A 21,831-nucleotide genomic window follows, 5' to 3' on the forward strand; every position below is an offset into this window, starting at 1 on the left:
TATGAAAACTTCTCAAAATACTGCATCTCAACACTCGTCTGTTTTTTCCGGCGAAAGCTTGTTGTTACTGGCGTTAAAAATGCGCACATTCATCGCGTTGTTTTTGATTCTGGCATTTTTTACCTTCATGGTACCGGGCTTTTTGGCGGCCAGTAGTGTTGTCATTATGGTTAAGCACATTGCCATCAACGCCTTTTTAGCACTTGGCATTACCTTCGTCATCATCACCGCAGGTATCGACCTTTCAATCGGTGCGATTCTTGGCTTCTGTGGCATGGTTGCTGGCTGGTTGATTACCAAAGGGATCGTGTTACCTATGTTTGGCATCGCTATTTTTCCAAGCGTTTGGCTGGTTGTACCTATCGTCTTGGTTATCGGTGGTTTGATCGGTGCGATAAATGGCATCTTGATAACGCGTTATAATGTTGCACCTTTCATTTGTACCTTGGGCACCATGTATATCGTTCGTGGCGCGGCCATGTTGTTGTCTGGCGGTGAAACCTTTACCGGTTTGGCAGGTAATGAACAGCTTGGTAATACGGGCTTTGAATTAATTGGGGCGGCGAAATTATTGGGTCTGCCTTATGCGATTTGGATGATGTTTATCCTTGCTGGTGTGATTGCCTACATCGCCAAAAGAACGCAATTTGGTCGTCATGTATTTGCCATTGGTGACAACGAACATTCTGCCGAATTGTCTGGTGTGAAAGTGCGTAGCGTCAAAGTTTGGGTTTACACCATTTCAGGTCTTTGTGCTGCTATTGCTGGCATCGTGGTGTCTTCGCAATTGGTCGCAAGTCATCCAGCAACGGGCGTTGCATTTGAGATGAACGCTATTGCCGCCGTGGTATTAGGCGGAACCTCTTTGGCTGGTGGTCGAGGCACCATTATGGGCACGCTGATAGGTGCTTTCGTTATTGGTATTTTGGCCGATGGTTTGGTGATGATGGGCGTGAGTGAATTTTGGCAAATGGTCATTAAAGGTGTGGTGATTATTCTTGCTGTCATCATCGACCAAAAACAAAGTCGCTTGCAGCATAAAGCCGCCATCGTGCAGCAAAAATAGATTATCAATATTTGCTTTCAGCCTATCCGTGATTAGGGAAAAAACATGCTAAAAAATATAGATCCTTTGTTAAGTGGTGAATTACTGAACGTGCTACGCACAATGGGCCACGGCGACGATATCGTTTTGGTTGATCGTAACTTTCCTGCGGCTTCTATGGCGGCTGGAAAACCGGTTATTCGTTTAGATGGTGTGAATGTTATTCAAGCGGCTAAGGCGATTCTATCGGTATTGCCATTAGATACCTTCGTTGATCAACCTGTAACTCGTATGCAAGTGGTCGGTGAAGACGAATCTGTGATGCCAGAAGTTCAGCAAGAGTTCGCGGCCGTATTAAAAGCCGCCGACAGTGACAACGCTGAAATGGGCTCGTTAGAACGCTTTGCTTTTTACGAAGCGGCTAAACAAGCCTACGCTTTTGTTGTGACTGGGGAAGGCCGAGGTTACGGCTGCTTTTTATTGAAGAAAGGCGTGATCTTTTCTTAATATCTCTTAGTAGAATGCAACACTAAAAAAAACACAGGTCAGCTTTCGGTGGCCTGTGTTTTTTGTTTTAAACTGCTTAACTTTTATCTAACGGCTTATTTAAAGATGTAGCCATTCACCATGTTTTCTAGCATCTCTTGGCGACCAGAAACCGGTTTAGGATCGATGTTATTTTTCTCAGCATACGCCGCAAGGTCTTGCAAAGTATGCTTGCCAGCTAAAATGTCTGCGCCTAAAGAGTCGTTCCATTTTGCATAACGCTGATTAACAATGTTCGCCAATTTTTCATCTTCGATCATTTTAACTGCGCGTTCTAATGACAACGCTAAGGTATCCATCGCGCCAATATGACCGTGGAATAAATCCTCCAGATCCATCGACTGACGACGTAGCTTAGTGTCGAACATGTAGCCGCCAGTTTTGAAACCGCCAGACTTCAGAATCTCATAAGTAACAAGCGTGTATTCTTCTACACTAGTTGGGAATTGGTCTGTATCCCAGCCGAGTTGTGCGTCGCCTTGGTTGGCGTCAACGGAACCAAGAATGCCCAAGGAACAAGCCGTGGCGATTTCATGGTGGAAGCTGTGACCAGCTAAAGTCGCGTGATTGGCTTCGATGTTGACCTTGATTTCTTTTTCAAGACCAAACTCTTTTAAGAAACCATACACAGTCGCAGTATCGTAATCGTACTGATGCTTGGTCGGTTCCGCTGGTTTTGGCTCGATCAACAAAGTGCCTTCAAAACCGATTTTGTGTTTGTGCTCAACCACCATTTGCATGAAACGACCAAGCTGAGCGCGTTCGCGTTTTAGATCGGTATTCAATAGGGTTTCGTAGCCTTCACGGCCGCCCCACAGAACATAGTTCTCGCCTTTAAGTGCTTTGGTCGCATTCATCGCATGAAACACCTGAGTCGCCGCGTAAGCAAAAATTTCAGGGTTCGGGTTGGACGCTGCGCCAGACATGTATCTTGGGTTTGAAAAGGCATTCGCCGTTCCCCATAACAGCTTTATGCCAGTAGCTTCTTGCTTGGCTTGTAGAACGTCGACCATTTGCGCAAAGTTATTAATGTACTCTTTGATTGAGCGGCCTTCTGGGCTGACATCCACATCATGAAAGCTGTAATAGGGAACACCCAATTTAGTGAAAAACTCAAACGCCGCGTCGGTTTTTAGCTTTGCCGCTTCCATCTCAGATGCGGCTTTAAACCAAGGGCGATCAAAGGTATTCGCGCCAAAGACATCGCTACCTTGCCAACAGAACGTGTGCCAATAACACACCGCCACGCGTAAATGCTCTGCCATGGTTTTGCCCATGAGCATCTTGTTTGCATCGTAATGTTTGAAAGCAAAAGGGTTGCTTGAATCCGCGCCTTCGTATTTGACAACGGGCACAGTTTTGAAAAAATCGCTCATATTAGAACTCCAGACTATTGTTATTTTTTATCCCTACGAATCATTGTTTGTTTAGGTGATTGCTTCAATTACGAAATTTTCTGAGCGCGTTATTGAATTTGTTGGGAGCATTTTTGTGAAGGCTTTTAGGTCAATAGCTTTGGCCTGTTCGGGAAAGGTGTAATAAGATGGTGGTATTGCTTATAGGAGTTAAAGATGTTGCATATTAAGTCCGCGAAATATTTATCAGGCTATAAGTTGTGGATTGCTTTTGATGATGGAACCTCCGGAGAAGTGGATTTGACCAATGAGCTCAAAGGCTCGATGTTCGAACCACTTAAAGGTTTAGCTGAATTCCAGAACGTCACTGTCGATCCAGAGCTAGAAACCATTATTTGGCGCAAATTGCGCAGATTTAGCACCAGAGTTTTTGAAGGCATTGCAGAGTAAGCAGAGTGTTTTATAGGGCTTTTGATTTCTGTAATGCTTCATTAGAACAGCGTATTTTTAAGATGGTTTAAATTTTATAAATAATGATGAAAATGGAGAAGGTTTAAAGTTATGGATGACAGGTTTTGGCGGCCATATTATTTGTAAGAAATACCTTACTACTTCACACAAACATAAACCGAGTTAGTCGATTGTCCGCTTTGAAACGGATTGTCAAAGGTACACATGCCGAATACGCCGTTTGGTTTTAGTTGTTGCCTATATCTTATTTTTCTATAGAGTTTCATCAATTATTCTTGTTCGGTTAAGCTGACTTTAAAAATTTAGGTCGTGCGATCTATGAAATGTTGGTGGGATTAGACGTCTCAAGTAGTAATATTTATCACCAAAAAAACTCTGCTATGTCGCCGATTTTAACTACTCATGGCTTTGTTATAAGTATTCCGCTCAAACTTTGGAGTAAATCAAAATTATAAAAAATATAAAATCAGACCGCATAGAATTAATATCATCCTCAGCAGCTCATATTCGTATAGAGCTTGAAACGCCCCAGTTACTCGCGAAAAAACTAAATGCGAGGGTGTCAAATGATTGGCCTTCTGGTGAATATGACCGAGATGCAATGACGTTTTTTCTCTCATGTTATGAAATGGGTGGAGAAGACTCCCAAGGTTGGTATGGCTGGTATGCAATAAATATCGATCCTTTATCAGGAGAAAGATCTCTAGTGGGCTCAGGTGGTTATTTTGGGCCGCCTGACAGAAATGGAATGGTTGAGATTGGTTATTCTGTGCTTCCTGAGTGGCAGCATCGTGGTTACGCGACAGAAATAGTGAATGCGCTTATTTCTCATGCATCTTCTTTTTCAACCACAAAGAGCATCATTGCTCATACTGCCCCAGAGAATGAAGCGTCTAAAAAAGTGTTGATTTCTAATGGTTTTAGGGAAGTTGGAGTGAATGATGGCAATCTACGGTTTGAATATATTAGTTAATCAATTTTTTCAATTTATAGTGATTTTGTACGTATAAGCAAGCTATCACACTGGACGTTTTAGTTTTGTCATTGTTTTTGAAAAAGCACTTAAATTAGTGCCAATTCAAAACTGCAATGAGCTGGGTACTACCCCTTCACACAAACATAAACCGAATTCGTCGATTGGCCGCCTTGAAACGGGTTGTCAAAAGTCACTAGGTGGGAATCGACGCTTGCGAATACGGTTTTAAGCAATTCGATAAAGTTGTCTTCCGGTGGGTTCTGCGACCACATAGCGAATACGCCGTTTGGTTTCAGTTGTTCTGCCATAAGCGATAGGTTGTCTGTGGTGTAGAATCCTGCGTTACTTGGGTTGAGGAATTCGGTTGGTGAATGGTCGATGTCTAGCAAGATGGCATCGAACTTTTTACCGGCATGGCTTGGGTCAAATCCTGTACTTGGGTCTGTGGCTAGGTCGAAAAAACTGCCAAGTACATAACGGTTGCGTTGGTCTGCGTTGAGAATTTTACCCAGTGGCACGAGTTCTTTTTGGTGCCAGCTGATGACGGTTTCTAACGCATCAACCACAAGTAATTCTGTAATTCGTTCGTCTTTTAGTGCCGCTACGGCGGTGTAACCTAAGCCCAATCCACCGACAACAACACTCAAATTTTCGCCTTGTACTTGCGCTAAACCAAGGGTGGACAAGGCTTCTTCTGCGTCGACAAACATGCTCGACATCAGAAATTCTTCGCCTAGTTTTACTTCGTAGATGTCTCGATCTCCAAAAGCGGGAATACGTCGTCTGCGAAGGGATATTTCACCTAAAGGAGAGGCTTGGCTGTCGATTTCTTTGAACAATGAAGACATGATTGGGTTGTCCTAATATGCGGTGTAAATGAGTAGAAAAGCATAGCGTTTCGCACGCTAATGAATGTTTTGTCCATTGAAGGCTTAACTGAAAACTGCTTTTCAAACCCGTCATGCTCGATGTTGATTGTCGCTATTTTATATCAGCTTGCTTCTTAATGAGTGCTTCAAGAATCAAAAAAAGCTTTTTTTATTGAAAATTTGATGAATACTAAAGCCATCAGAGCAGGATTTCCTCTGCCTTACATAAAATGGAGTCGTTATGTCTTTTTTGGTGTCTATGTCAAAACCCTTTTTTTCTTCTTATATTGAAGAGCTGATCGTGCAGTATGCGCGAGAGAATGTGGCATCGGGCCGCTGGCAGAAAGCTGGCTCATTAACTCGAGCTAGGCGTGAAACTGAAAGACTGCTACCTCGTGGTATAGAAACGGATAACAATCATTTTTTTGAAATGAAAGTGCCTGAAGTAAACGAGACAGTCGGTATGATATGGCTTTCGTTAGAGAACAGTAGCACCACGAGTACGGTGTTTATTTACGATTTAGAAATCAAGGCAGAACATCGCCGAAAGGGCTATGCCAAGCTTGCTCTAAAGGAAATAGAAGACTTCGCGGCAACACACAACATCGTCAATATTGGCTTGCATGTTTTTTCTCACAATAACGCCGCGCAGAACCTTTACGCTGAAATGGGTTATGAAACGGTCAGTGTGAATATGGTCAAGAGAATAGATCAAGCGACAATGCCATAGCGCTAGTTTTGTATCTGCGTTCAACTCCGATTGCTTCAAGTGCTGCGTTGCTCAGCGCTGATCCTTGTATCCTCGACGTTATTTTTCCCTATAAATCATGGTCTGTTTAGACTTGAATTTCCTTTGCCTATATTTCTGAGGCGGTGGCATAACAGTGTGTAAAGAGTCTAGCCCTCACCGCGAGCGTGAAAAATAGGATTTGCATTTGTTATTAATAGAAATAATAATGATTCTTCTTATCGTTATCTATTTTGGAGAATAAGATGCCTTTTACTTTGCCTGAACTGCCTTACGCTTATACCGCTTTAGAGCCGCACATTGATGCATTGACGATGGAGATTCATCACAGTCGCCATCATCAGACTTATGTGAATGGCTTAAATGCTGCTCTAGAAGGAACTGCTTATGCGGATTGGTCTCTTGAGCGCCTGTTGCGAGAGATTACCTCATTGCCAGAAAACGTTCAGGGTGCGGTACGTAATCATGGTGGTGGTCATGCGAATCATAGTCTGTTTTGGTTGGTGATGTCACCAGAAGGGGGTGGGGAGCCACAAGGACCATTAGCAGACGCGATTCAGCAAAGCTTTGGTAGTTTTGAAGAATTTAAACAGCTGTTTATTAAGGCGGCATTGAGCCGATTTGGCAGTGGTTGGGCTTGGTTGGTGAAAGATCAGCAAGGTAAATTGCGGGTGACCAGCAGCGCTAATCAAGACAGCCCATTTATGGATGGATTGACACCGATTTTAGGCTTGGATGTTTGGGAACACGCTTATTATTTGCAGTATCAAAATAAACGTCCTGACTACGTTGCGGCATTTTTTAATGTCATCAACTGGTCGCAAGTCGCTGCGTGGTTTCAGGAGTAAGCATGAAGTTGACTCTGTTGTCGTTACCTAAGATCCGCGCGCGAAAGTGGATCGGAAGCATAATTTTAGTATTAGGTGCTTACACTGCCATCGATCAGTTTGTGGTGTTGTTACAACAACATTCTCAGGTGCGTTATGCTTTTTATGCGGGGGTTGTGGTGGCAACAGCGACGGCGATGGGCGCATTGCCTGCTTTGTTTCTGCATCGCTTATCGCAAAAGTTGCATGACGTTATGTTGGGGTTTGGCGCTGGGGTAATGTTAGCGGCTTGTATGTTTTCTCTGATTATCCCTGCTTTGGCGTTGTTGGAAGGCAGTGGTGCTTCGCCATGGTACAGCTCCAGCTCTGTGGGGGTGGCAATTCTGCTTGGTGGCGCATTTATGTTGGTGTTGGAACGGCTTGTACCACACCAACATTTTATTAAAGATGAAGACAGGTTACGTGGTCAGACTTTGCGACGTAGCTGGTTATTTGTTTTTGCCATTGCTCTGCATAATATCCCGGAAGGTTTGGCGATAGGTGCGTCTTTTGCCAGTGGTGATGTGTCGGCAGCTACGGCGTTGACAACAGGTATCTCGATTCAGGATATTCCTGAAGGGTTAGTGGTTGCCATGGCGTTGTTAGCCGTGGGCTACAGCCGTTTATTGGCGGTGAGTATTGCGGTGCTGTCAGGTTTGACGGAACCTGTTATGGCCGTTATTGGTTCGGTGGTGTTGGGGGAATCTAGCTTATTGTTGCCTTTAGGGTTGGCTTTAGCAGCTGGTGCTATGTTGTTTGTGATCAGTCATGAAATGATTCCTGAATCTCACCGTCAAGGTCACGAGCTGGCGGCAACAAAAGGCTTAATGTTAGGTTTTGTACTTATGATGCTGTTAGATACGGCGTTGGCCTGACTGTATAAAAATAGTGCGCTAATAATGAAATGGGCTTTTTGGGCCCATTTTTTGTTGTTTGTTAGTGACGAGCGGTGTCAAAAAAATGTCTAGAGCCTTTAAAATAAAGTGTTCTGTATAACTGGTACACAATCTGCTTTATCAAAACTGTTCGTACCCTTGGAAAGTCGAACATCACAATATAGATTATCAATAGAGAGCTAGGGTTCCGATTTCGATCTTATCGAAATGACTGGCCCGAGAGTTTTCGACCTTGGCAGTTTCAAGGTTACACGGCGGGGCAAAAGCCAGGGAGACCACATGGCGAATGCGTCGTTTGGTTTTAGTGTGATAGGTTTGCTGTGGTGTAGAAGCCGGCGTTGCTTGGGTTGAGGAATTCTGCAGGGGAATGGTCGATGTCTAGCAAAATGGCATCGAACTTTTTACCAGCGCTGCTCGGGTCAAATCCAGTACTTGGGTCTGTGGCGAGATCGAAAAAGCTACCAAGCACATAACGGTTACGTTTGTCGGCGTTGAGAATTTTACCTAGCGGAACGAGTTCTTTCTGGTGCCAGCTAATGAAGGTTTCTAACGCATCGACAACAAGCAGTTCTGCAATTCGTTCGTCTTTAAGTGCCGCTACGGCGGTATAACCTAAGGCCAATCCACCGACAACAACACTCAAATTTTCGCCTTGAACTTGCGCTAAACCAAGGGTAGACAAGGCTTCTTCTGCATCGACAAACATGCTCGACATCAGAAATTCTTCGCCTAGTTTTACTTCATAGATGTCTCTGTCGCCGAAGGTAGGAATACGTCGTCTGCGAAGGGATATTTCACCTAAAGGAGAGGCTTGGTTGTCGATTTCTTTGAACAATGAAGACATGACTGGGTGGTTCTAATATGCGGTATAAATGAGTAGAAAAGCATAGCGTTTGGTACGCTAATGAATGTTTTGTCCATTGAAGGATTAACAGTAAACTGCTTTTCAACCCCGTCATGCTCGATGTTGATTGTCGCTATTTTATAACAGCTTGCTTCTTAATGAGTGCTTCAAGACTCAAATAAAGTTTTTTTTATTGAAAATTTGATGAATACTTAAGCTATCAGAGCAGGATTTCCTCTGCCGTATATGAATTGGAGTCGTTATGTCTTTCTTGGTATCAATGTCAAAGCCCTTTTTTGCCTCTTATATTGAAGAGCTGATCGTACAGTATGCACGAGAAAATGTGGAATCCGGCCGCTGGCAGAAAACAGGATCATTAACTCGATCTAGGCGTGATATAGAAAGACTGTTACCGCGTGGAATCGACACGGACAACAACCATTTTTTTGAAATGAAAGTACCAGAAGTAAACGAGACAGTCGGTATGATATGGCTGTCGTTAGAGAACAGTAGCACCACGAGTACGGTGTTTATTTACGATTTAGAAATCAAGGCAGAACATCGCCGCAAGGGCTATGCGAAGCTTGCCCTAAAGGAAATCGAAGACTTCGCGGCAACGCACAACATCGTCAATATTGGCTTGCACGTATTTTCTCACAATGACGCAGCACAGAACCTATACGCTGAAATGGGTTATGAAACCGTTAGCGTGAACATGGTGAAGAAAATTGGCCAAACTGAGGGTTGATTTTCAGAGACAAACTTGTGGATGATAATAAAATAGCCTCGCTAATTATTGAGCGAGGCTATTTTATTAAATGCAGGGAAGGTTAGCCGAGCATACCTCGCAATACGTACTGTAAAATACCGCCATGTTTGTAGTAGTCCCACTCTTTGGGAGTATCAATTCTTACGTCAGCACTAAAGCTTATTGTTTGCCCTTCGCTATTCGTCGCCATTAGGGTTACTTCATCAGTTTTATCGTACAAGCCATTTATATCAAATTGCTCTTGCCCTGTTAAACCAAGTGATTCATAACTGTCACTGTCTTTAAATTGCAGAGGTAAGACGCCCATACCAATTAAATTAGAGCGGTGAATTCGCTCATAGCTTTCTGCGATTACCGCTTTTACTCCGAGTAGCAATGAGCCTTTAGCCGCCCAGTCGCGAGATGAGCCTGTACCGTATTCTTTACCCGCTAAAATAATAAGTGGCGTATTGCTTTCATGATAGGTCACGGCAGCATCGTAAATACTGGCTAAGTTATCGTCAGGTTGAGTACGAGTGACGCCGCCTTCGGTACCCGGTGCAAGCAAGTTTTTAAGTCTTACGTTGGCAAAGGTTCCGCGCACCATCACTTCGTGATTACCTCGGCGAGAGCCATAAGAATTAAATTGCGCTTTTTCTACGCCATGTTCTTGTAGGTATAAACCGGCTGGAGAGTCAGCCTTAATCGCACCAGCTGGAGAAATGTGGTCAGTGGTGACTGAGTCTCCCAGTTTGGCTAAACAGCGCGCGCCTTTGATGGTAGGAATACCCGGAGGATCGATACTCATATCATCAAAAAAGGTGGCTTTTTTAATGTAGGTAGACGCGTCGTTCCAGTCGTAAAGTTTGCCATCCGGTATTTGAATTTGCTGCCAGTGGCTATCGCCTTTGTATACGTTAGCGTAGCTTTTAGCGAACATTTCTTTGGTAACGGTTTCTTTAACCAGATCGCTTACTTCTTTTACACTTGGCCAAATGTCTTTAAGGTAAATGTCTTTGCCGTTCGCGTCTTGTGCTAGAGGCTCTTTGTAGACATCTATATCAGTACGACCTGCAATGGCGTAGGCGACAACGAGTGGAGGCGAGGCTAGAAAGTTCATTTTTACGTCTTGGTGAATACGCCCTTCAAAGTTTCGGTTGCCAGATAATATAGAGCTAACGATGAGTTTGTGTTTTTGGATGGCGTCGGATATTTCACTGGCTAATGGGCCAGAGTTACCAATACAGGTGGTGCAACCATAGCCGACGAGGTTAAAGCCAAGGCTCTCTAGGTCATCCATTAATCCGGCTTTTTCTAAGTAGTCTGTTACTACTTTAGAGCCTGGCGCCAATGAGGTTTTCACCCAAGGTTTTACATTAATGCCCAGTTGTTTGGCTTTTTGAGCGACCAAACCTGCCGCTAAAATAACACTTGGGTTGGAGGTGTTTGTGCAGCTGGTAATGGCGGCAATCACACAGGCGCCATCGTTCAGTTCAAATTCTTGGCCTTTAAATTTAACGATGGCAGCGCCCTTAATTTGCGCTTCATCAACGGACTCGTCTGGGTTTGTTATTGGGCCTTCATTGTCTATTCGTGCTTGTCCTTCGCTACTTTTATCGTGACGAGCCATGCGTTCGTCTTGAAAGTCTTTTAAATGAAGACGAATAACGTCACCCGCTTTATCAAGGGCGATTCTGTCTTGTGGGCGCTTTGGACCAGCAAGACTGGGTACAACATCATTCAATTTAAGTTCAAGTTTATCGGTATAGTTGGCTTCATCGCCATCATTGCGCCATAGACCTTGGTGTTTTGCGTAGTCTTCAATCAGGTTGAGTTGTGTTTCATCTCGGTTGGTTAGACGAAGATAATTAATGGTTTCATCATCAATAGGGAAGATACCGCATGTTGCGCCGTATTCGGGTGCCATATTGGCAATAGTTGCTCTGTCGGCAAGGGGTAAGTCAGCAAGGCCATCTCCGTAAAATTCGATAAATTTACCGACTACGCCGTAGTTACGCAGCATTTCAGTGACGGTAAGAACGAGATCTGTCGCTGTGGTGCCTTCAGGTAGTCGGCCACTTAATTTAACACCAACAACTTGAGGGAGAAGTAGGCTAATAGGTTGGCCAAGCATAGCGGCTTCGGCTTCAATGCCACCGACACCCCAACCAAGCACGCCTAAGCCGTTAATCATTGTGGTATGTGAGTCCGTTCCCACTAGCGTGTCTGGGTAGGCAAACTTTTTACCATTGCGTTCTTCGTTAAATACCACGCGAGCTAAATATTCTAAGTTTACTTGGTGCACAATACCTGTCGCTGGTGGCACGACTTTTAGATTATCAAAGGCGGTTTGTCCCCAGCGCAAAAATTCGTAGCGCTCTTTATTTCTTTCGTATTCAAGTTTGGTATTTAAATCAAATGCAGCTGCATTGCCATAACCATCGACTTGTACTGAGTGGTCAATAACCAGTTCGGCAGGAGATAGTGGGTTTATTTTCGCCGGATCGCCGCCTAGCTTTTCCATCGCATCACGCATTGCGGCTAAATCCACAATGGCAGGGACGCCGGTAAAGTCTTGCATGACAACACGTGCAGGCGTAAAAGCCACTTCGGAGGAGGGTTTAGCTTGAGGGTCCCAATCTAATAACGCTTGGATGTCTTGCTCTTTAATATTAACGCCATCTTCGTTACGAAGTAGGTTTTCGAGTAATATTTTTAAAGAAAACGGCAGTCGTTTGGCTTTATCGCCAAGCCCTTTTAAGGAGTGAATATGAAATTGCTCGCCATTAACAGTGATCTGTTGTTGGGTGTCGAAACTATTGTTCATTTTTTTCCCCTTTGTCTATTAGGCAGATATCTTTAGACAGATATCTTGAAAAAAACCTCTAAAGTGTGATGTTTTGATAAGTTTAATGTTGACTAAGAGTGTAGCAGTACTTTTTGTCTTAGACGACCGCATGGCGCCGATACTCTAGACTTCACCGCTGCAAAGCCCTATGTGAGTTGGATTTCATAGAAAAGAGTCTTACTTTTTTCGCATTTAATTATTAGGGTAATAGTAAAAACTATCATTACAATCGTACTATTCGTCCCAGTATTTCTTGGATTGGTTACTATATTTCCTTCTAAAAGAGAAAATCACAATCAAGTTATATAAAGAAGAAGTAAATAAATTGGAAGATGGAAAGTCGAGTTGAGCGGTTTGTCCAGAATATCAGATGTGAGGCAAAAGAATTTTTAGACTAAGTAAGAAATTACGTTTGCTCTATTTAAAAGAGCTGAGCGAATTTGAAAGCTTGAAGTTAGGATGAATTTCTTGCTAATTTAAAAATATCCATCAAGATATAATGTTGAAAGAACTCATAATCAAAGTGCGAACTAGATCGGTTTGAGAGTTTACCTGTACTTTATTAAATACATTTTTTAGTTGGCTTCTGACTGTTTGAATGCTGGCGCTTTTAGAATCTGCATATTTTTGTAATGATAAACCGTTTGTTAGGGCTAATGCTAATTGAGCTTCTGAAGTTGTAAGATTATATACCTCCTTGAGCACTTCCAATGACATATGGGAGCAAAGGTCAGGATGAGAAATATACATCAGAGCAAAATTTGATATTTGGTGTTCATCTTTTAATATATCTAAATCGTGTACTCTTGAGTTTGTGATCGTTATAGATAGCGGTGTCACATTATTGTTATTTTCTAATTGTAATGAAGTAGCCAAAATCTGACCGTCTAGTACATTTTGTATTTTTGATTTAAGATTTTTTTTGGATGACACCTTGTCGGTGAATAATTGTTTACCTTTTATGTGAAGGCCAAAGACGCTATTAGCTAAAGATGTTGCTAAGTCGTTTATAAAATGAACCTTTAGGTCAGCATCGATTGCAATTAGGCCAAGCGGAACCTTAGCTAATGCACTGCTAAGGACTTCTTCTTTTTCATATGGTTTTTCAAGGATGTCAGAGAAGTCAAATACTCTACGAAAATGAGGGTAAAGTCGTGACAATACTTTTAGCTCATTGTCATTAAATTGTTCCTGATCCATACCACGATGAATGCCAATGCCAACGAAGTACTCAGTATTATTACAAATATTTAAAGCACTTATGTAGCCAACATTATTAGGTAAAAGTAGGTTTTGATAAAAGTCAGGATGGTCGAATTTTGATGTTTTATGATCAATGGCTCCAAGTACGGTTCCTTCAGGTAAGGCTTTCATAATGGTGCCTGTAGCATCATAAACACCTAGTTTCTCTTGATATTCAGGAGAAAAATCGCTCGGAACACCATAACTTCCCAAGACTCGATAAACGTTTTTCTTAAATTTAATAAAAAACAGTCCAGCGCTTTTGGCTTTAATTGTTTCACAGAGTTTTTCTAAGACACTGTCCCAGTCTCTGTGCTCAAAGCCACGCTCATAGATCATATCGACTAAATCTAAAATAGAGTTTTCTTTCATATCGAGATGTTCCTAAGAAGCGGGAGGATACAAGTCTGAATATACCCCATGTAGGGTATGACCAAAATAAAGTAGATGTTTATATTTGTAAAAATATTCAATTTTATCGCAATCCTCTTAGAAGCGAGTAGTTGTCGAGCGACGTCCCTATGCACCACAATCTCTTGCTACAAATAAAGAAGCAATTCAAGTGGTTCGAAATAAGCAACTGAAGCAGGCAGGTAGTTCAGTGGTTAATGACGACTCTTGTCAATCTATGAATGCTAATATTAAATCACAACAGTAGTGATCCTAGCCTGCAAGCCTCTTACGAGCATTTATAACGTGCATACGATGAAAATTGTAGTGCCGTTGGCAACGGTTCTCGGATATCTATAAAAGAGAATCATTTCTTTTTAGATGGAATAGGGGGATTCGCTAGCTGTGGAAAAATTAACCAAGATCAGGTCGAATTATTATGTTTGAATGCAATTGCCTTGAATGCAGTAAGTAGGCAAGGGGATTTGCACCAACAGCAACATCAGATGGCCTTTATAAAGCTCACAAAAGTAGTGCTAAGTTATATATTATATCCCTGGGTAGACTGAAGGTTTATTAAATTATTAATATAAAGCTTTGTCCTAATCTTATGTTGAGGCTATATTCTTTAGTAAATTAATTTGAGCAGGCTAAAAATAGGGAGATTTATTATGGCAATTATCTGCGGGCCAATGGTTAGGCATACAACTCGTGAAAAAATTAATATATGGCAAGTTTTAGACCATGAGTTTAATGAGATAAATCTCGCTGTTTATCCATCATTACAGAGTTTGGGTAATATTGCTTCAGAGGTCTCAAGTAGTATTGTGCAACTTGGCTCGTCCTGTTTTGCTGTAATGTTATCTGCCACCATAGCACCGTCTGATTCCAACGAGATTATTTATTATGATGTCATTGTGGATGGCGAAGGCTTGGTAGAAACAGGGCTTAATGAACTGGTTTGTTTACAGGGAGAAAAGCTACCAAGTGTGATGATACCGAAAGAACATCGTTATCTATATCAGGCATCTTGTCGTAAACCCCATGATAAACAAGGTGTTGATCATTTAGCTGAAATGGCTAATTTAATTGAGGAAGCCTTAGGGAAGGACACAAGACCTAGTCAGCTGTATCTTACTGGCGATCAAATTTATGCGGATGATGTGTCACCGATATTGCTGCAATCCTTTCAAGATGTTCGAGAGGCTTTAGGTCTGCCCCATGAAATGATGTATACCGACAAAAATGACTTTTTTAATCCAGATAAAATGCATTTAGATGGTCGGTGGCGTAAGGCTAAACGAAAGTTAGGCTTTACCTCTGGAGAGAAAAGGTCCCATCTTTTTAGCTTTTCTGAATACTTTTGCATGTATTTATTCAGTTTTGGTGCCAGTTTACCCCAGCAAAGATTTGCCAAATATAAAGCGCTTCAGCCAAGACTGACATCGCTGCGACGTAAAGATGATAGGGAATATCATTATAGTTCTATGCAATACGAGAATGAAAAAGTGGTTCTGGAACGATTCGCGCAAACGGCAACGAGTCAAGTTCGTAAAGCATTGGCTAATATTAGTGTGTATATGATGTTTGATGATCATGACGTGACGGATGATTGGAATTTAACAGAGGAAAATAAGCATAATCTTTCTAGTAGTTGGCTGGGTAAACAGGTTTATGTAAATGCTTTGTCTGCCTATGCTGTTTGCCAGCATTGGGGGAATCAGCCTGACGCTTTTAGTCCAACAATACAGCAAAATATCGCGGCTTTAGCAAAGAATCCTACTCAGGAAAATCATAAACCCTTAGAAGTTTTATTTAGTAAGTATTGGGGATATTTATTAGAGCAAACACCACCAACACTTGTATTGGATACTCGGACCCAGCGAGTATATGACGGTGATAACCTTGAGCTGATGTCTGAGCAACAGCTTGATGCTATGGGCGAAAAACTTGCTCTTTTACCAAAAACTTCCGTGTTAATACTGGTTTCTCCTACACCAATGTATGGCTTTAATGCCATTGAAGCTGCTCAACTTAGTCCGCTATTAACAAAGTTTAAGGCTTTTTCTGATAGAGAACCGTGGATTGCGAGCGAGAAAGCGCTTAAGAATTTACAGAATGCTTTGTTGAGAACGCCTGACATAAAACATATCATTATTTTTAGTGGCGATGTGCACTACGGTTTTCTGCGCAGGCAGCATTTAGCAGCTCAAGGCGTAACATTTTGGCAGTTTTGTAGTAGTGCTGCCTGTAATTCACCTGTTGGTGGTAATGTCGGCTTGTCTTTGGCTTCTGCTATGGCGAAGCATTTTTACCATGATGACACAAAATATCTAATGCCGAATGGTAAAAGACCTCATTTTTTAACTTCAGATAAAAATATTGGGGCTTTGGAATTAGATATCGTGAATATGGCACTTGTTCCTGTTAAAGCAACCCTTCATTGCTGCTCCGCTTCCGGTGAAATTTATGAGAAATGCTATGATTTAACTGATTGCCATGAATACCCTTCATAGTGTTGGCGATTGGTTAATGTTAATTAGGCCGTGTTGGAAGGTGATGCCATGTCAAATTTTGAACCTAACTTGATTATTGCGTCGAGCGCTGTGATTGTTTTGTATGTTGGTGCATTGTGGTTGGCTTTTCGTTTTCAAGAGAAGTCACATGATTTGCCGATTAACCTCGCTTTAATGTTAGTCGGAACTTGTGTAGGTTGGCTAGCTGGGATATTAGTCACGCCCTATGAAGGACAAGAAACTCAATTTTCAAAATATGCTGCAGGCCTAGGTCTCTTTGTTTCAGGTTATCTGGTGAGTAAGGTGGATGCGGCCATCGTACATGTTCTTAAACCTGAGGTGCTGTTTACTCCTATAATTGGCTTTAGGGTGCTACTAACAATCGGTTCTATAGCGTTGGCTCTTGTGCTGGCATCATCAATACGCTTCTACTCTCATACTTGTGTTCAGTCGGTTAATAAAGCATCGGAAGTTGTGGAAGATAAAATTAAAAGTGAATGTAAACGTGTCGTTTTGATTCTAGACAAAAGCGCTTAGTTATGAGCCTGCCATTATTTAAATAGAACTTTAATATAGTCAATTTTTCAGAACTATAATAACTATCATAGTAATTAAGTCCTTATTCTGGTTTTTCTTTTAGGCTCCTATCCACTGTATCGGTTACTATTTCTTTTATAGAAAGACGACATCATTAGCTTTTTTTAAAGCACATCAAGTGGAAAATTAATCAAGTGGTAAGTGAAGCGGGTAGTTGGACTGCTTGTCCAGAATGTCAGGGGCGCGGTAAAAGAAGCCGTAGGTTGCGCAAGAAAGTGCGTTTGCTGTATCTAAAAGAGTTGAACGAGTTTGAAAGATTGAAAGGCGAAGGGCCAGCTCCAGTTCGGCCTAAAGGACATCTTGAATCCTGTTCAAATTGTGCTGGCTCAGGCTTGGTTGCCTCTGTTAGTTACCCTGAACCAGATACTGAAAAATATCCTCATGTTGCTATTATTGGTGGCGGTATAGGCGGTGTGGCTTTGGCCGTTGCTTGTCTGCATCGCGGCATTCCTTTTACGCTGTATGAACGAGATCACGGTTTTGATGCTCGCTCGCAAGGTTATGGTTTGACTTTGCAGCAAGCGAGTAAAGCGATTGAAGGCTTTGGTATTTTCTCGTTAGAAAAAGGTGTGGTTTCAACACGACACGTGGTTCATACGACGGAAGGCAAAGTTGTCGGTCAATGGGGCATGAGAAAGTGGATGCAGTCTGACGCAAAGATGTCGCCTAAGCGCACCAATATTCATATTGCTCGCCAGTCTTTACGCTCAGCTTTGCTTGAACAGTTAGGTGGACGCGATGCTGTACAATGGGGATATCGGTTAGTCGATTTAAAAGAGGGTGATGATGTTGATCTTAGCTTTTTGGTTGATGGTGAGTTAAAACACGTCAAGGCGGATCTTGTTGTAGGTGCTGATGGTATTCGCAGTGCGGTGCGCCGTTTACTTATTGGCGAGGAAACGACGCCGTTACGCTATCTTGGTTGTATTGTTATTTTGGGGATTTGTCCTTTGTCAGACCTCAATGGTGTAGAAAGCGAACTGCTGGATTCGGCGACGGTATTTCAAACAGCTAATGGTAATGAACGTATTTATATTATGCCCTATGACGCTGATTCTGTAATGTGGCAGCTGAGTTTCCCCATGGCAGAAGACGATGCGAAAGCCTTGAGCGCTCAAGGTGTTCAGGCTTTAAAAGACGAAGCCTGTCGCAGAACTCAGTGGCATGATCCTATTCCTCAGATTCTATCGGCTACTCAAACGGCACAAGTGTCAGGTTATCCGGTTTACGACCGAGAATTACTTACTGCAGAACTACTAGAGAAAGGCGATAAAGTCACGCTGATTGGCGATGCAGCTCACCCAATGAGCCCATTTAAAGGGCAGGGTGCGAATCAGGCTTTGTTGGATGCGTTGGCATTAGCTCGGGAAATATCCAAAGGCTGCTGGTCAAAATCTCAGTGGCGAGAAGCCGGAATTCGATCAAGTGTACTAACCGAGTTTGAAGCTGAAATGTTAGAACGCAGTGCAGTTAAAGTAGAAGGCTCCGCTGAGGCGGCCGAATTCTTGCATTCTGATATAGTGCTTTATGAAGGTGATGAGCCGAGAGGCCGAGCCTTAAAAAGAAAAGATATTGAGCAATAACTGAGACGTTCGTAAATTAAGATATCGATTTTTAAATTATCCAAGACTATAAGACCACAATATGACGAGAAAAATATTAAGTTTGAAAGGTAAACGATCTTCAGACGTGAACCCTGTCGATGAGGTGGCCGAGGATTTGTATCCGAATGATCCTGAAAAACGTTTTCTAAACGGCGTGGCCATTCATCCTTCCCCTTGTATTCATCTGGCATCTGGTTCTTCACAGAGAACGGTTCGTGCAATGGATTTGATCACGCCAATTGGTATGGGGCAGCGTGGCCTGATTGTTGCGCCACCAGGATCTGGCAAAACAACCATGTTAAAACACATTTGTCAGGCTGTGGCAGAAGCTTATCCTGAAATAAAGCTATATGCCTTGCTTATCGATGAACGCCCTGAAGAAGTAACGGATTTCAAGCGCAGCGTATCGGCAGAAGTGCATGCGTCGTCTTCTGATGAAAGCTATACACAACATGTTCGTGTAGCCGATGCGCTGCTAGCAACAGCGCGTAAGCAAGCCGGTGAAGGTCAAGACGTTATGATTGTGATTGATTCACTGACACGGCTTTCACGAGTGCATAATGCCGAACAGCGTAGTAGTGGTCGAACCATGTCTGGCGGACTTGATACAAGAGCGTTGGAAATCCCTCGTAAGCTATTTGGTGCAGCGAGAAAGATAGAGAACGGAGGATCATTGACAATTCTCGCGACTATTTTGGTGGATACTGGCAGCAAGATGGATCAGGTGATTTTTGAAGAGTTCAAAGGTACGGGCAATATGGAAATTGTTTTGTCACGAGAAGCGGCGAGTCATCGAATTTTTCCTGCTATCGACATTGCGAAAAGTAGTACTCGTCGAGAAGAATTGCTTATTGATGGAAAAGATCTTGAGAAAGTGCGTGCTTTGCGACGTTCACTTACAAATCTTAAGCCGGTAGATGGTGCTCAGAAGTTAGTTGAATTATTAGAAGAATTTCCGACCAATGCTGAGCTATTGAAGGCTTTTTCGCCGACCTAACTAATAGGTTTTAAAAGGTCTTCATTTTTATAATAAGTACCTGAAGAGCCTTTTTTCTAGAGCAGTTTTTGATTAGTCCTAAATTACACTTGAAATTTTTACTGAGATAGAAATGAAAAAAATCTTGATAACATTGCTTTTTCTATTTCTATATTCAGTTGGATCTATAGCGAAACCTTTGGATTTAACGAAAGAGGAAAAGGGGTTTATTAAAGATAATCCAGTCGTGAGCATCGGCATGATGCCCGATTTTACTCCTTTCTCATATTATATTGAAGGTGAGCCTGTCGGGTTTGAGCACGATTTGTTGAATTTGATATCACAGAAAACTGGTCTGAAATTCGAAAAGCACATTGATAAATGGACAACTATTTATAATTCGTTTAAAAACAAAGAAATCGATATGATAAGTAGTATTTCTTATAAAAAATACAGAGAGCCCTTTACTATATTTACCAGTCCATATTACAACATACCTATTATGATCTTTGTTAAAGATAATTTTGGTGAATACAATGGGTTAAAAAGTCTAACAGGAAAAAAAGTTGGTGTGTTGAAGGACGTTTTTTATATTAAGGAACTTGAAGATTTAGGCTCAATGAATCTCATTTTTTATGATAGCTATGATGAGTTAACAAAAGATTTAGTGTTCGGTAAAATTGATGCTTTAATGCAAAACCTACCCAATATAAATCATCTGATAAAAAAGAATCTATACAATAATATAAAGTTGGCAAGTGAGCTTGTTTTACCAAATACAAATAGAGAGGACTTAAGGTTTGGAATACAGCCCGAAAAAAGTCTTTTAAGTTCTATTTTACAGAAGTCTCTTACCTCTATATCAAAAAGAGAAATTGAGGAATTGAGTGATAAATGGATTGGCTCTATTAAAGAGTACCCAGGTGGGCATATTGATCTCAATGATGCTGAAAAAGCTTACATTAATACCCATACTATCCAGTATTGTATAAACCCAAGTGGTTTGCCCTTTGAAGGTTTGAATGAAGACGGTGAACATGTTGGAATGAGTTCGGATTATTATCGTCTTTTTGAACAAATGCTTTCAGCAAAATTTGAATTGGTTAAAACAAAAAATTGGAATCAATCTGTAGAATTTATACAGCAAAAAAAATGCGATATGCTTGCCTTAGGAATGGAAACGCCAGAGAGGAAAAAATACTTAAACTTCACTAGTCATTATTTAGATGTTCCATTAGTTGTCGCCACGAGAGTTGATGTTCCATTCATTAATCAGATACTGGACTTAGAAGGCGAAAAAATTGGAATAATAAAAGGTGATGCTTTTGTAAAAATACTGCGTGGGAAATATCCGTCATTAAAAATAGTCGAAGTTGATGATATTTATGATGGCTTAGATCAGGTCAAGAATGGCCAACTCTTCGCTTATATTGATACTTTAGCCAGTATTGGGTATGAGTTTCAAAGCAAATATTTTGGTGAATTAAAAATAGCCGGAAAAATATCTGAAAATTTAAGGCTTTCTATCGCTGTCAGAAAAGATGATGTTACTCTGTTAGGGATTTTACAAAAAGTTGTTAATAATATTACAAATGAGCGCCATAGAAAGATATTTACAAAATGGATTCCTATAAAATACGAACAAGACGTAAATTATAAAATAGTATGGCAAATTGTATTGGCTATTGTGATTTTTCTTGCCCTTATGATCTATTGGAATAGAAAAATAACCAAAGCAAATACATTGTTAAAGCAAGCTCAAAAAGATATCGAAGAAAAAAATAAAGAGTTAAACAGATTGGCTCTTACGGATAACCTAACAACATTATTTAACAGAAGAAAGCTGGAAGAGCTTATACAAGCTGAGATTGATAAAGGTTACCATGTTGATAATAGCTTTTGTCTTTCTATACTTGATATCGATCACTTTAAAGAAGTTAACGACAAGTATGGTCATCAGCGAGGGGACAGTGTCCTTGTTGAAATAGCAAGTGTTTTGAAAGACAGTTTAAGAATAACAGACTACGTAGGACGTTACGGTGGGGAAGAGTTTATTATTATTTTTCCTGAATCAAGTATTGAAGATGTTAAGTTAATAATAGAAGGAGTTAGGCTTAAAATTGCACAATATGATTTTGAGGGTATAGAACACAAAACTGCTAGTTTTGGATTAACCGCCTTCAAGGCAGGCGATACGATAGAGGCCGTGGTTAAAAGAGCCGACAATGCACTTTATGAAGCGAAAGAAAGTGGCCGTAATAGGGTTGTCGTTAATTAAATCATCAGGTGACTAA

18 protein-coding genes and 1 riboswitch are annotated in these 21,831 nt (G+C 41.5%); of the genes, 13 read left to right on the forward strand and 5 right to left on the reverse strand.

Annotated features, from left to right (window positions below):
* Position 1 precedes the first annotated feature (1 nt).
* On the forward strand, positions 2-1,066 hold the full coding sequence (locus BUA59_RS16920) for an ABC transporter permease (protein ID WP_072840864.1): 1,065 nt from the start codon (positions 2-4) through the stop codon (positions 1,064-1,066).
* Positions 1,067-1,111: 45 nt separating this feature from the next.
* Positions 1,112-1,552: an RbsD/FucU family protein gene (locus tag BUA59_RS16925; RefSeq protein WP_072840865.1), complete on the forward strand. Its 441-nt coding sequence runs from the start codon at positions 1,112-1,114 to the stop codon at positions 1,550-1,552.
* A gap of 95 nt (positions 1,553-1,647) precedes the next feature.
* Here BUA59_RS16925 and xylA read toward each other — a convergent pair whose 3' ends face one another.
* On the reverse strand, positions 1,648-2,967 hold the full coding sequence (gene xylA, locus BUA59_RS16930; RefSeq protein WP_072840866.1) for a xylose isomerase: 1,320 nt from the start codon (positions 2,965-2,967) through the stop codon (positions 1,648-1,650).
* Positions 2,968-3,162: 195 nt separating this feature from the next.
* Between xylA and BUA59_RS16935 the strand changes: the two genes are divergently transcribed.
* Together BUA59_RS16935 and BUA59_RS16940 are read left to right on the forward strand one after the other, a co-directional pair.
* Positions 3,163-3,396 (forward strand): DUF2442 domain-containing protein, encoded by a 234-nt coding sequence (locus BUA59_RS16935; protein ID WP_217653748.1) that lies wholly within the window; start codon positions 3,163-3,165, stop codon positions 3,394-3,396.
* Positions 3,397-3,976: 580 nt separating this feature from the next.
* The gene (locus BUA59_RS16940) at positions 3,977-4,390 is read left to right on the forward strand and encodes a GNAT family N-acetyltransferase (protein ID WP_269777527.1); all 414 of its coding nucleotides are present in this window, start codon (positions 3,977-3,979) and stop codon (positions 4,388-4,390) included.
* Between the two features lie 128 nt (positions 4,391-4,518).
* Here BUA59_RS16940 and BUA59_RS16945 read toward each other — a convergent pair whose 3' ends face one another.
* Positions 4,519-5,241: a polyamine aminopropyltransferase gene (locus tag BUA59_RS16945; RefSeq protein WP_072840868.1), complete on the reverse strand. Its 723-nt coding sequence runs from the start codon at positions 5,239-5,241 to the stop codon at positions 4,519-4,521.
* A 262-nt stretch (positions 5,242-5,503) separates the two neighbouring features.
* On the opposite strand from BUA59_RS16945, the gene BUA59_RS16950 reads away from it, so the two are divergent.
* The 3 genes from BUA59_RS16950 to BUA59_RS16960 all read left to right on the forward strand — a co-directional run bounded on the left by BUA59_RS16950 (position 5,504) and on the right by BUA59_RS16960 (position 7,751).
* Complete coding sequence (locus BUA59_RS16950; RefSeq protein WP_072840869.1) at positions 5,504-5,992, forward strand: GNAT family N-acetyltransferase; 489 nt, start codon at positions 5,504-5,506, stop codon at positions 5,990-5,992.
* A gap of 263 nt (positions 5,993-6,255) precedes the next feature.
* Positions 6,256-6,858, forward strand: a complete 603-nt coding sequence (locus BUA59_RS16955; protein ID WP_072840870.1) for a superoxide dismutase — start codon at positions 6,256-6,258, stop codon at positions 6,856-6,858.
* Positions 6,859-6,860: 2 nt separating this feature from the next.
* On the forward strand, positions 6,861-7,751 hold the full coding sequence (locus BUA59_RS16960; protein ID WP_072840871.1) for a ZIP family metal transporter: 891 nt from the start codon (positions 6,861-6,863) through the stop codon (positions 7,749-7,751).
* A 189-nt stretch (positions 7,752-7,940) separates the two neighbouring features.
* Positions 7,941-8,048, forward strand: a riboswitch (guanidine-I (ykkC/yxkD leader).
* A gap of 25 nt (positions 8,049-8,073) precedes the next feature.
* Here the strand turns inward: BUA59_RS16960 and BUA59_RS16965 are convergent.
* Positions 8,074-8,616 (reverse strand): spermidine synthase, encoded by a 543-nt coding sequence (locus BUA59_RS16965; RefSeq protein WP_245813173.1) that lies wholly within the window; start codon positions 8,614-8,616, stop codon positions 8,074-8,076.
* 262 nt (positions 8,617-8,878) lie between these two features.
* On the opposite strand from BUA59_RS16965, the gene BUA59_RS16970 reads away from it, so the two are divergent.
* Positions 8,879-9,364: a GNAT family N-acetyltransferase gene (locus BUA59_RS16970; protein WP_072840872.1), complete on the forward strand. Its 486-nt coding sequence runs from the start codon at positions 8,879-8,881 to the stop codon at positions 9,362-9,364.
* An 82-nt stretch (positions 9,365-9,446) separates the two neighbouring features.
* Here the strand turns inward: BUA59_RS16970 and acnA are convergent, their stop codons facing one another.
* Together acnA and BUA59_RS16980 are read right to left on the reverse strand one after the other, a co-directional pair.
* Positions 9,447-12,191 carry an aconitate hydratase AcnA gene (acnA, locus tag BUA59_RS16975; protein ID WP_072840873.1) on the reverse strand — a complete coding sequence of 915 codons (2,745 nt, stop codon included), beginning with the start codon at positions 12,189-12,191 and terminating at the stop codon, positions 9,447-9,449.
* A gap of 510 nt (positions 12,192-12,701) precedes the next feature.
* Positions 12,702-13,826: a helix-turn-helix transcriptional regulator gene (locus BUA59_RS16980; RefSeq protein ID WP_072840874.1), complete on the reverse strand. Its 1,125-nt coding sequence runs from the start codon at positions 13,824-13,826 to the stop codon at positions 12,702-12,704.
* A 689-nt stretch (positions 13,827-14,515) separates the two neighbouring features.
* On the opposite strand from BUA59_RS16980, the gene BUA59_RS16985 reads away from it, so the two are divergent.
* The 5 genes from BUA59_RS16985 (at position 14,516) to BUA59_RS17005 (ending at position 21,815) form a co-directional block, all read left to right on the forward strand.
* Positions 14,516-16,360 (forward strand): alkaline phosphatase D family protein, encoded by a 1,845-nt coding sequence (locus BUA59_RS16985; RefSeq protein WP_072840875.1) that lies wholly within the window; start codon positions 14,516-14,518, stop codon positions 16,358-16,360.
* Positions 16,361-16,408: 48 nt separating this feature from the next.
* On the forward strand, positions 16,409-16,897 hold the full coding sequence (locus tag BUA59_RS16990) for a hypothetical protein (protein ID WP_072840876.1): 489 nt from the start codon (positions 16,409-16,411) through the stop codon (positions 16,895-16,897).
* 194 nt (positions 16,898-17,091) lie between these two features.
* Positions 17,092-18,540, forward strand: a complete 1,449-nt coding sequence (locus BUA59_RS16995) for an FAD-dependent oxidoreductase (RefSeq protein ID WP_084122505.1) — start codon at positions 17,092-17,094, stop codon at positions 18,538-18,540.
* A gap of 61 nt (positions 18,541-18,601) precedes the next feature.
* The gene (gene rho / locus BUA59_RS17000; RefSeq protein WP_072840878.1) at positions 18,602-19,558 is read left to right on the forward strand and encodes a transcription termination factor Rho; all 957 of its coding nucleotides are present in this window, start codon (positions 18,602-18,604) and stop codon (positions 19,556-19,558) included.
* Positions 19,559-19,670: 112 nt separating this feature from the next.
* Entirely contained in the window at positions 19,671-21,815 is a 2,145-nt protein-coding gene (locus BUA59_RS17005) for a transporter substrate-binding domain-containing diguanylate cyclase (protein WP_072840879.1), read from the forward strand.
* Positions 21,816-21,831 lie beyond the last annotated feature (16 nt).

Origin of the sequence: Marinomonas polaris DSM 16579 (genome assembly GCF_900129155.1) — a bacterium.
Classification (GTDB): domain Bacteria; phylum Pseudomonadota; class Gammaproteobacteria; order Pseudomonadales; family Marinomonadaceae; genus Marinomonas; species Marinomonas polaris.

Bases quoted from the DNA above. Each gene is read 5' to 3' on its own strand.
- BUA59_RS16920 (WP_072840864.1), top strand. From the start codon at position 2: ATGAAAACTTCTCAAAATACTGCATCTCAACACTCGTCTGTTTTTTCC.
- BUA59_RS16925 (WP_072840865.1), top strand. From the start codon at position 1,112: ATGCTAAAAAATATAGATCCTTTGTTAAGTGGTGAATTACTGAACGTG.
- xylA (WP_072840866.1), bottom strand. From the start codon at position 2,967: ATGAGCGATTTTTTCAAAACTGTGCCCGTTGTCAAATACGAAGGCGCG.
- BUA59_RS16935 (WP_217653748.1), top strand. From the start codon at position 3,163: ATGTTGCATATTAAGTCCGCGAAATATTTATCAGGCTATAAGTTGTGG.
- BUA59_RS16945 (WP_072840868.1), bottom strand. From the start codon at position 5,241: ATGTCTTCATTGTTCAAAGAAATCGACAGCCAAGCCTCTCCTTTAGGT.
- BUA59_RS16950 (WP_072840869.1), top strand. From the start codon at position 5,504: ATGTCTTTTTTGGTGTCTATGTCAAAACCCTTTTTTTCTTCTTATATT.
- BUA59_RS16955 (WP_072840870.1), top strand. From the start codon at position 6,256: ATGCCTTTTACTTTGCCTGAACTGCCTTACGCTTATACCGCTTTAGAG.
- BUA59_RS16960 (WP_072840871.1), top strand. From the start codon at position 6,861: ATGAAGTTGACTCTGTTGTCGTTACCTAAGATCCGCGCGCGAAAGTGG.
- BUA59_RS16965 (WP_245813173.1), bottom strand. From the start codon at position 8,616: ATGTCTTCATTGTTCAAAGAAATCGACAACCAAGCCTCTCCTTTAGGT.
- BUA59_RS16970 (WP_072840872.1), top strand. From the start codon at position 8,879: ATGTCTTTCTTGGTATCAATGTCAAAGCCCTTTTTTGCCTCTTATATT.
- acnA (WP_072840873.1), bottom strand. From the start codon at position 12,191: ATGAACAATAGTTTCGACACCCAACAACAGATCACTGTTAATGGCGAG.
- BUA59_RS16980 (WP_072840874.1), bottom strand. From the start codon at position 13,826: ATGAAAGAAAACTCTATTTTAGATTTAGTCGATATGATCTATGAGCGT.
- BUA59_RS16985 (WP_072840875.1), top strand. From the start codon at position 14,516: ATGGCAATTATCTGCGGGCCAATGGTTAGGCATACAACTCGTGAAAAA.
- BUA59_RS16990 (WP_072840876.1), top strand. From the start codon at position 16,409: ATGTCAAATTTTGAACCTAACTTGATTATTGCGTCGAGCGCTGTGATT.
- rho (WP_072840878.1), top strand. From the start codon at position 18,602: ATGACGAGAAAAATATTAAGTTTGAAAGGTAAACGATCTTCAGACGTG.
- BUA59_RS17005 (WP_072840879.1), top strand. From the start codon at position 19,671: ATGAAAAAAATCTTGATAACATTGCTTTTTCTATTTCTATATTCAGTT.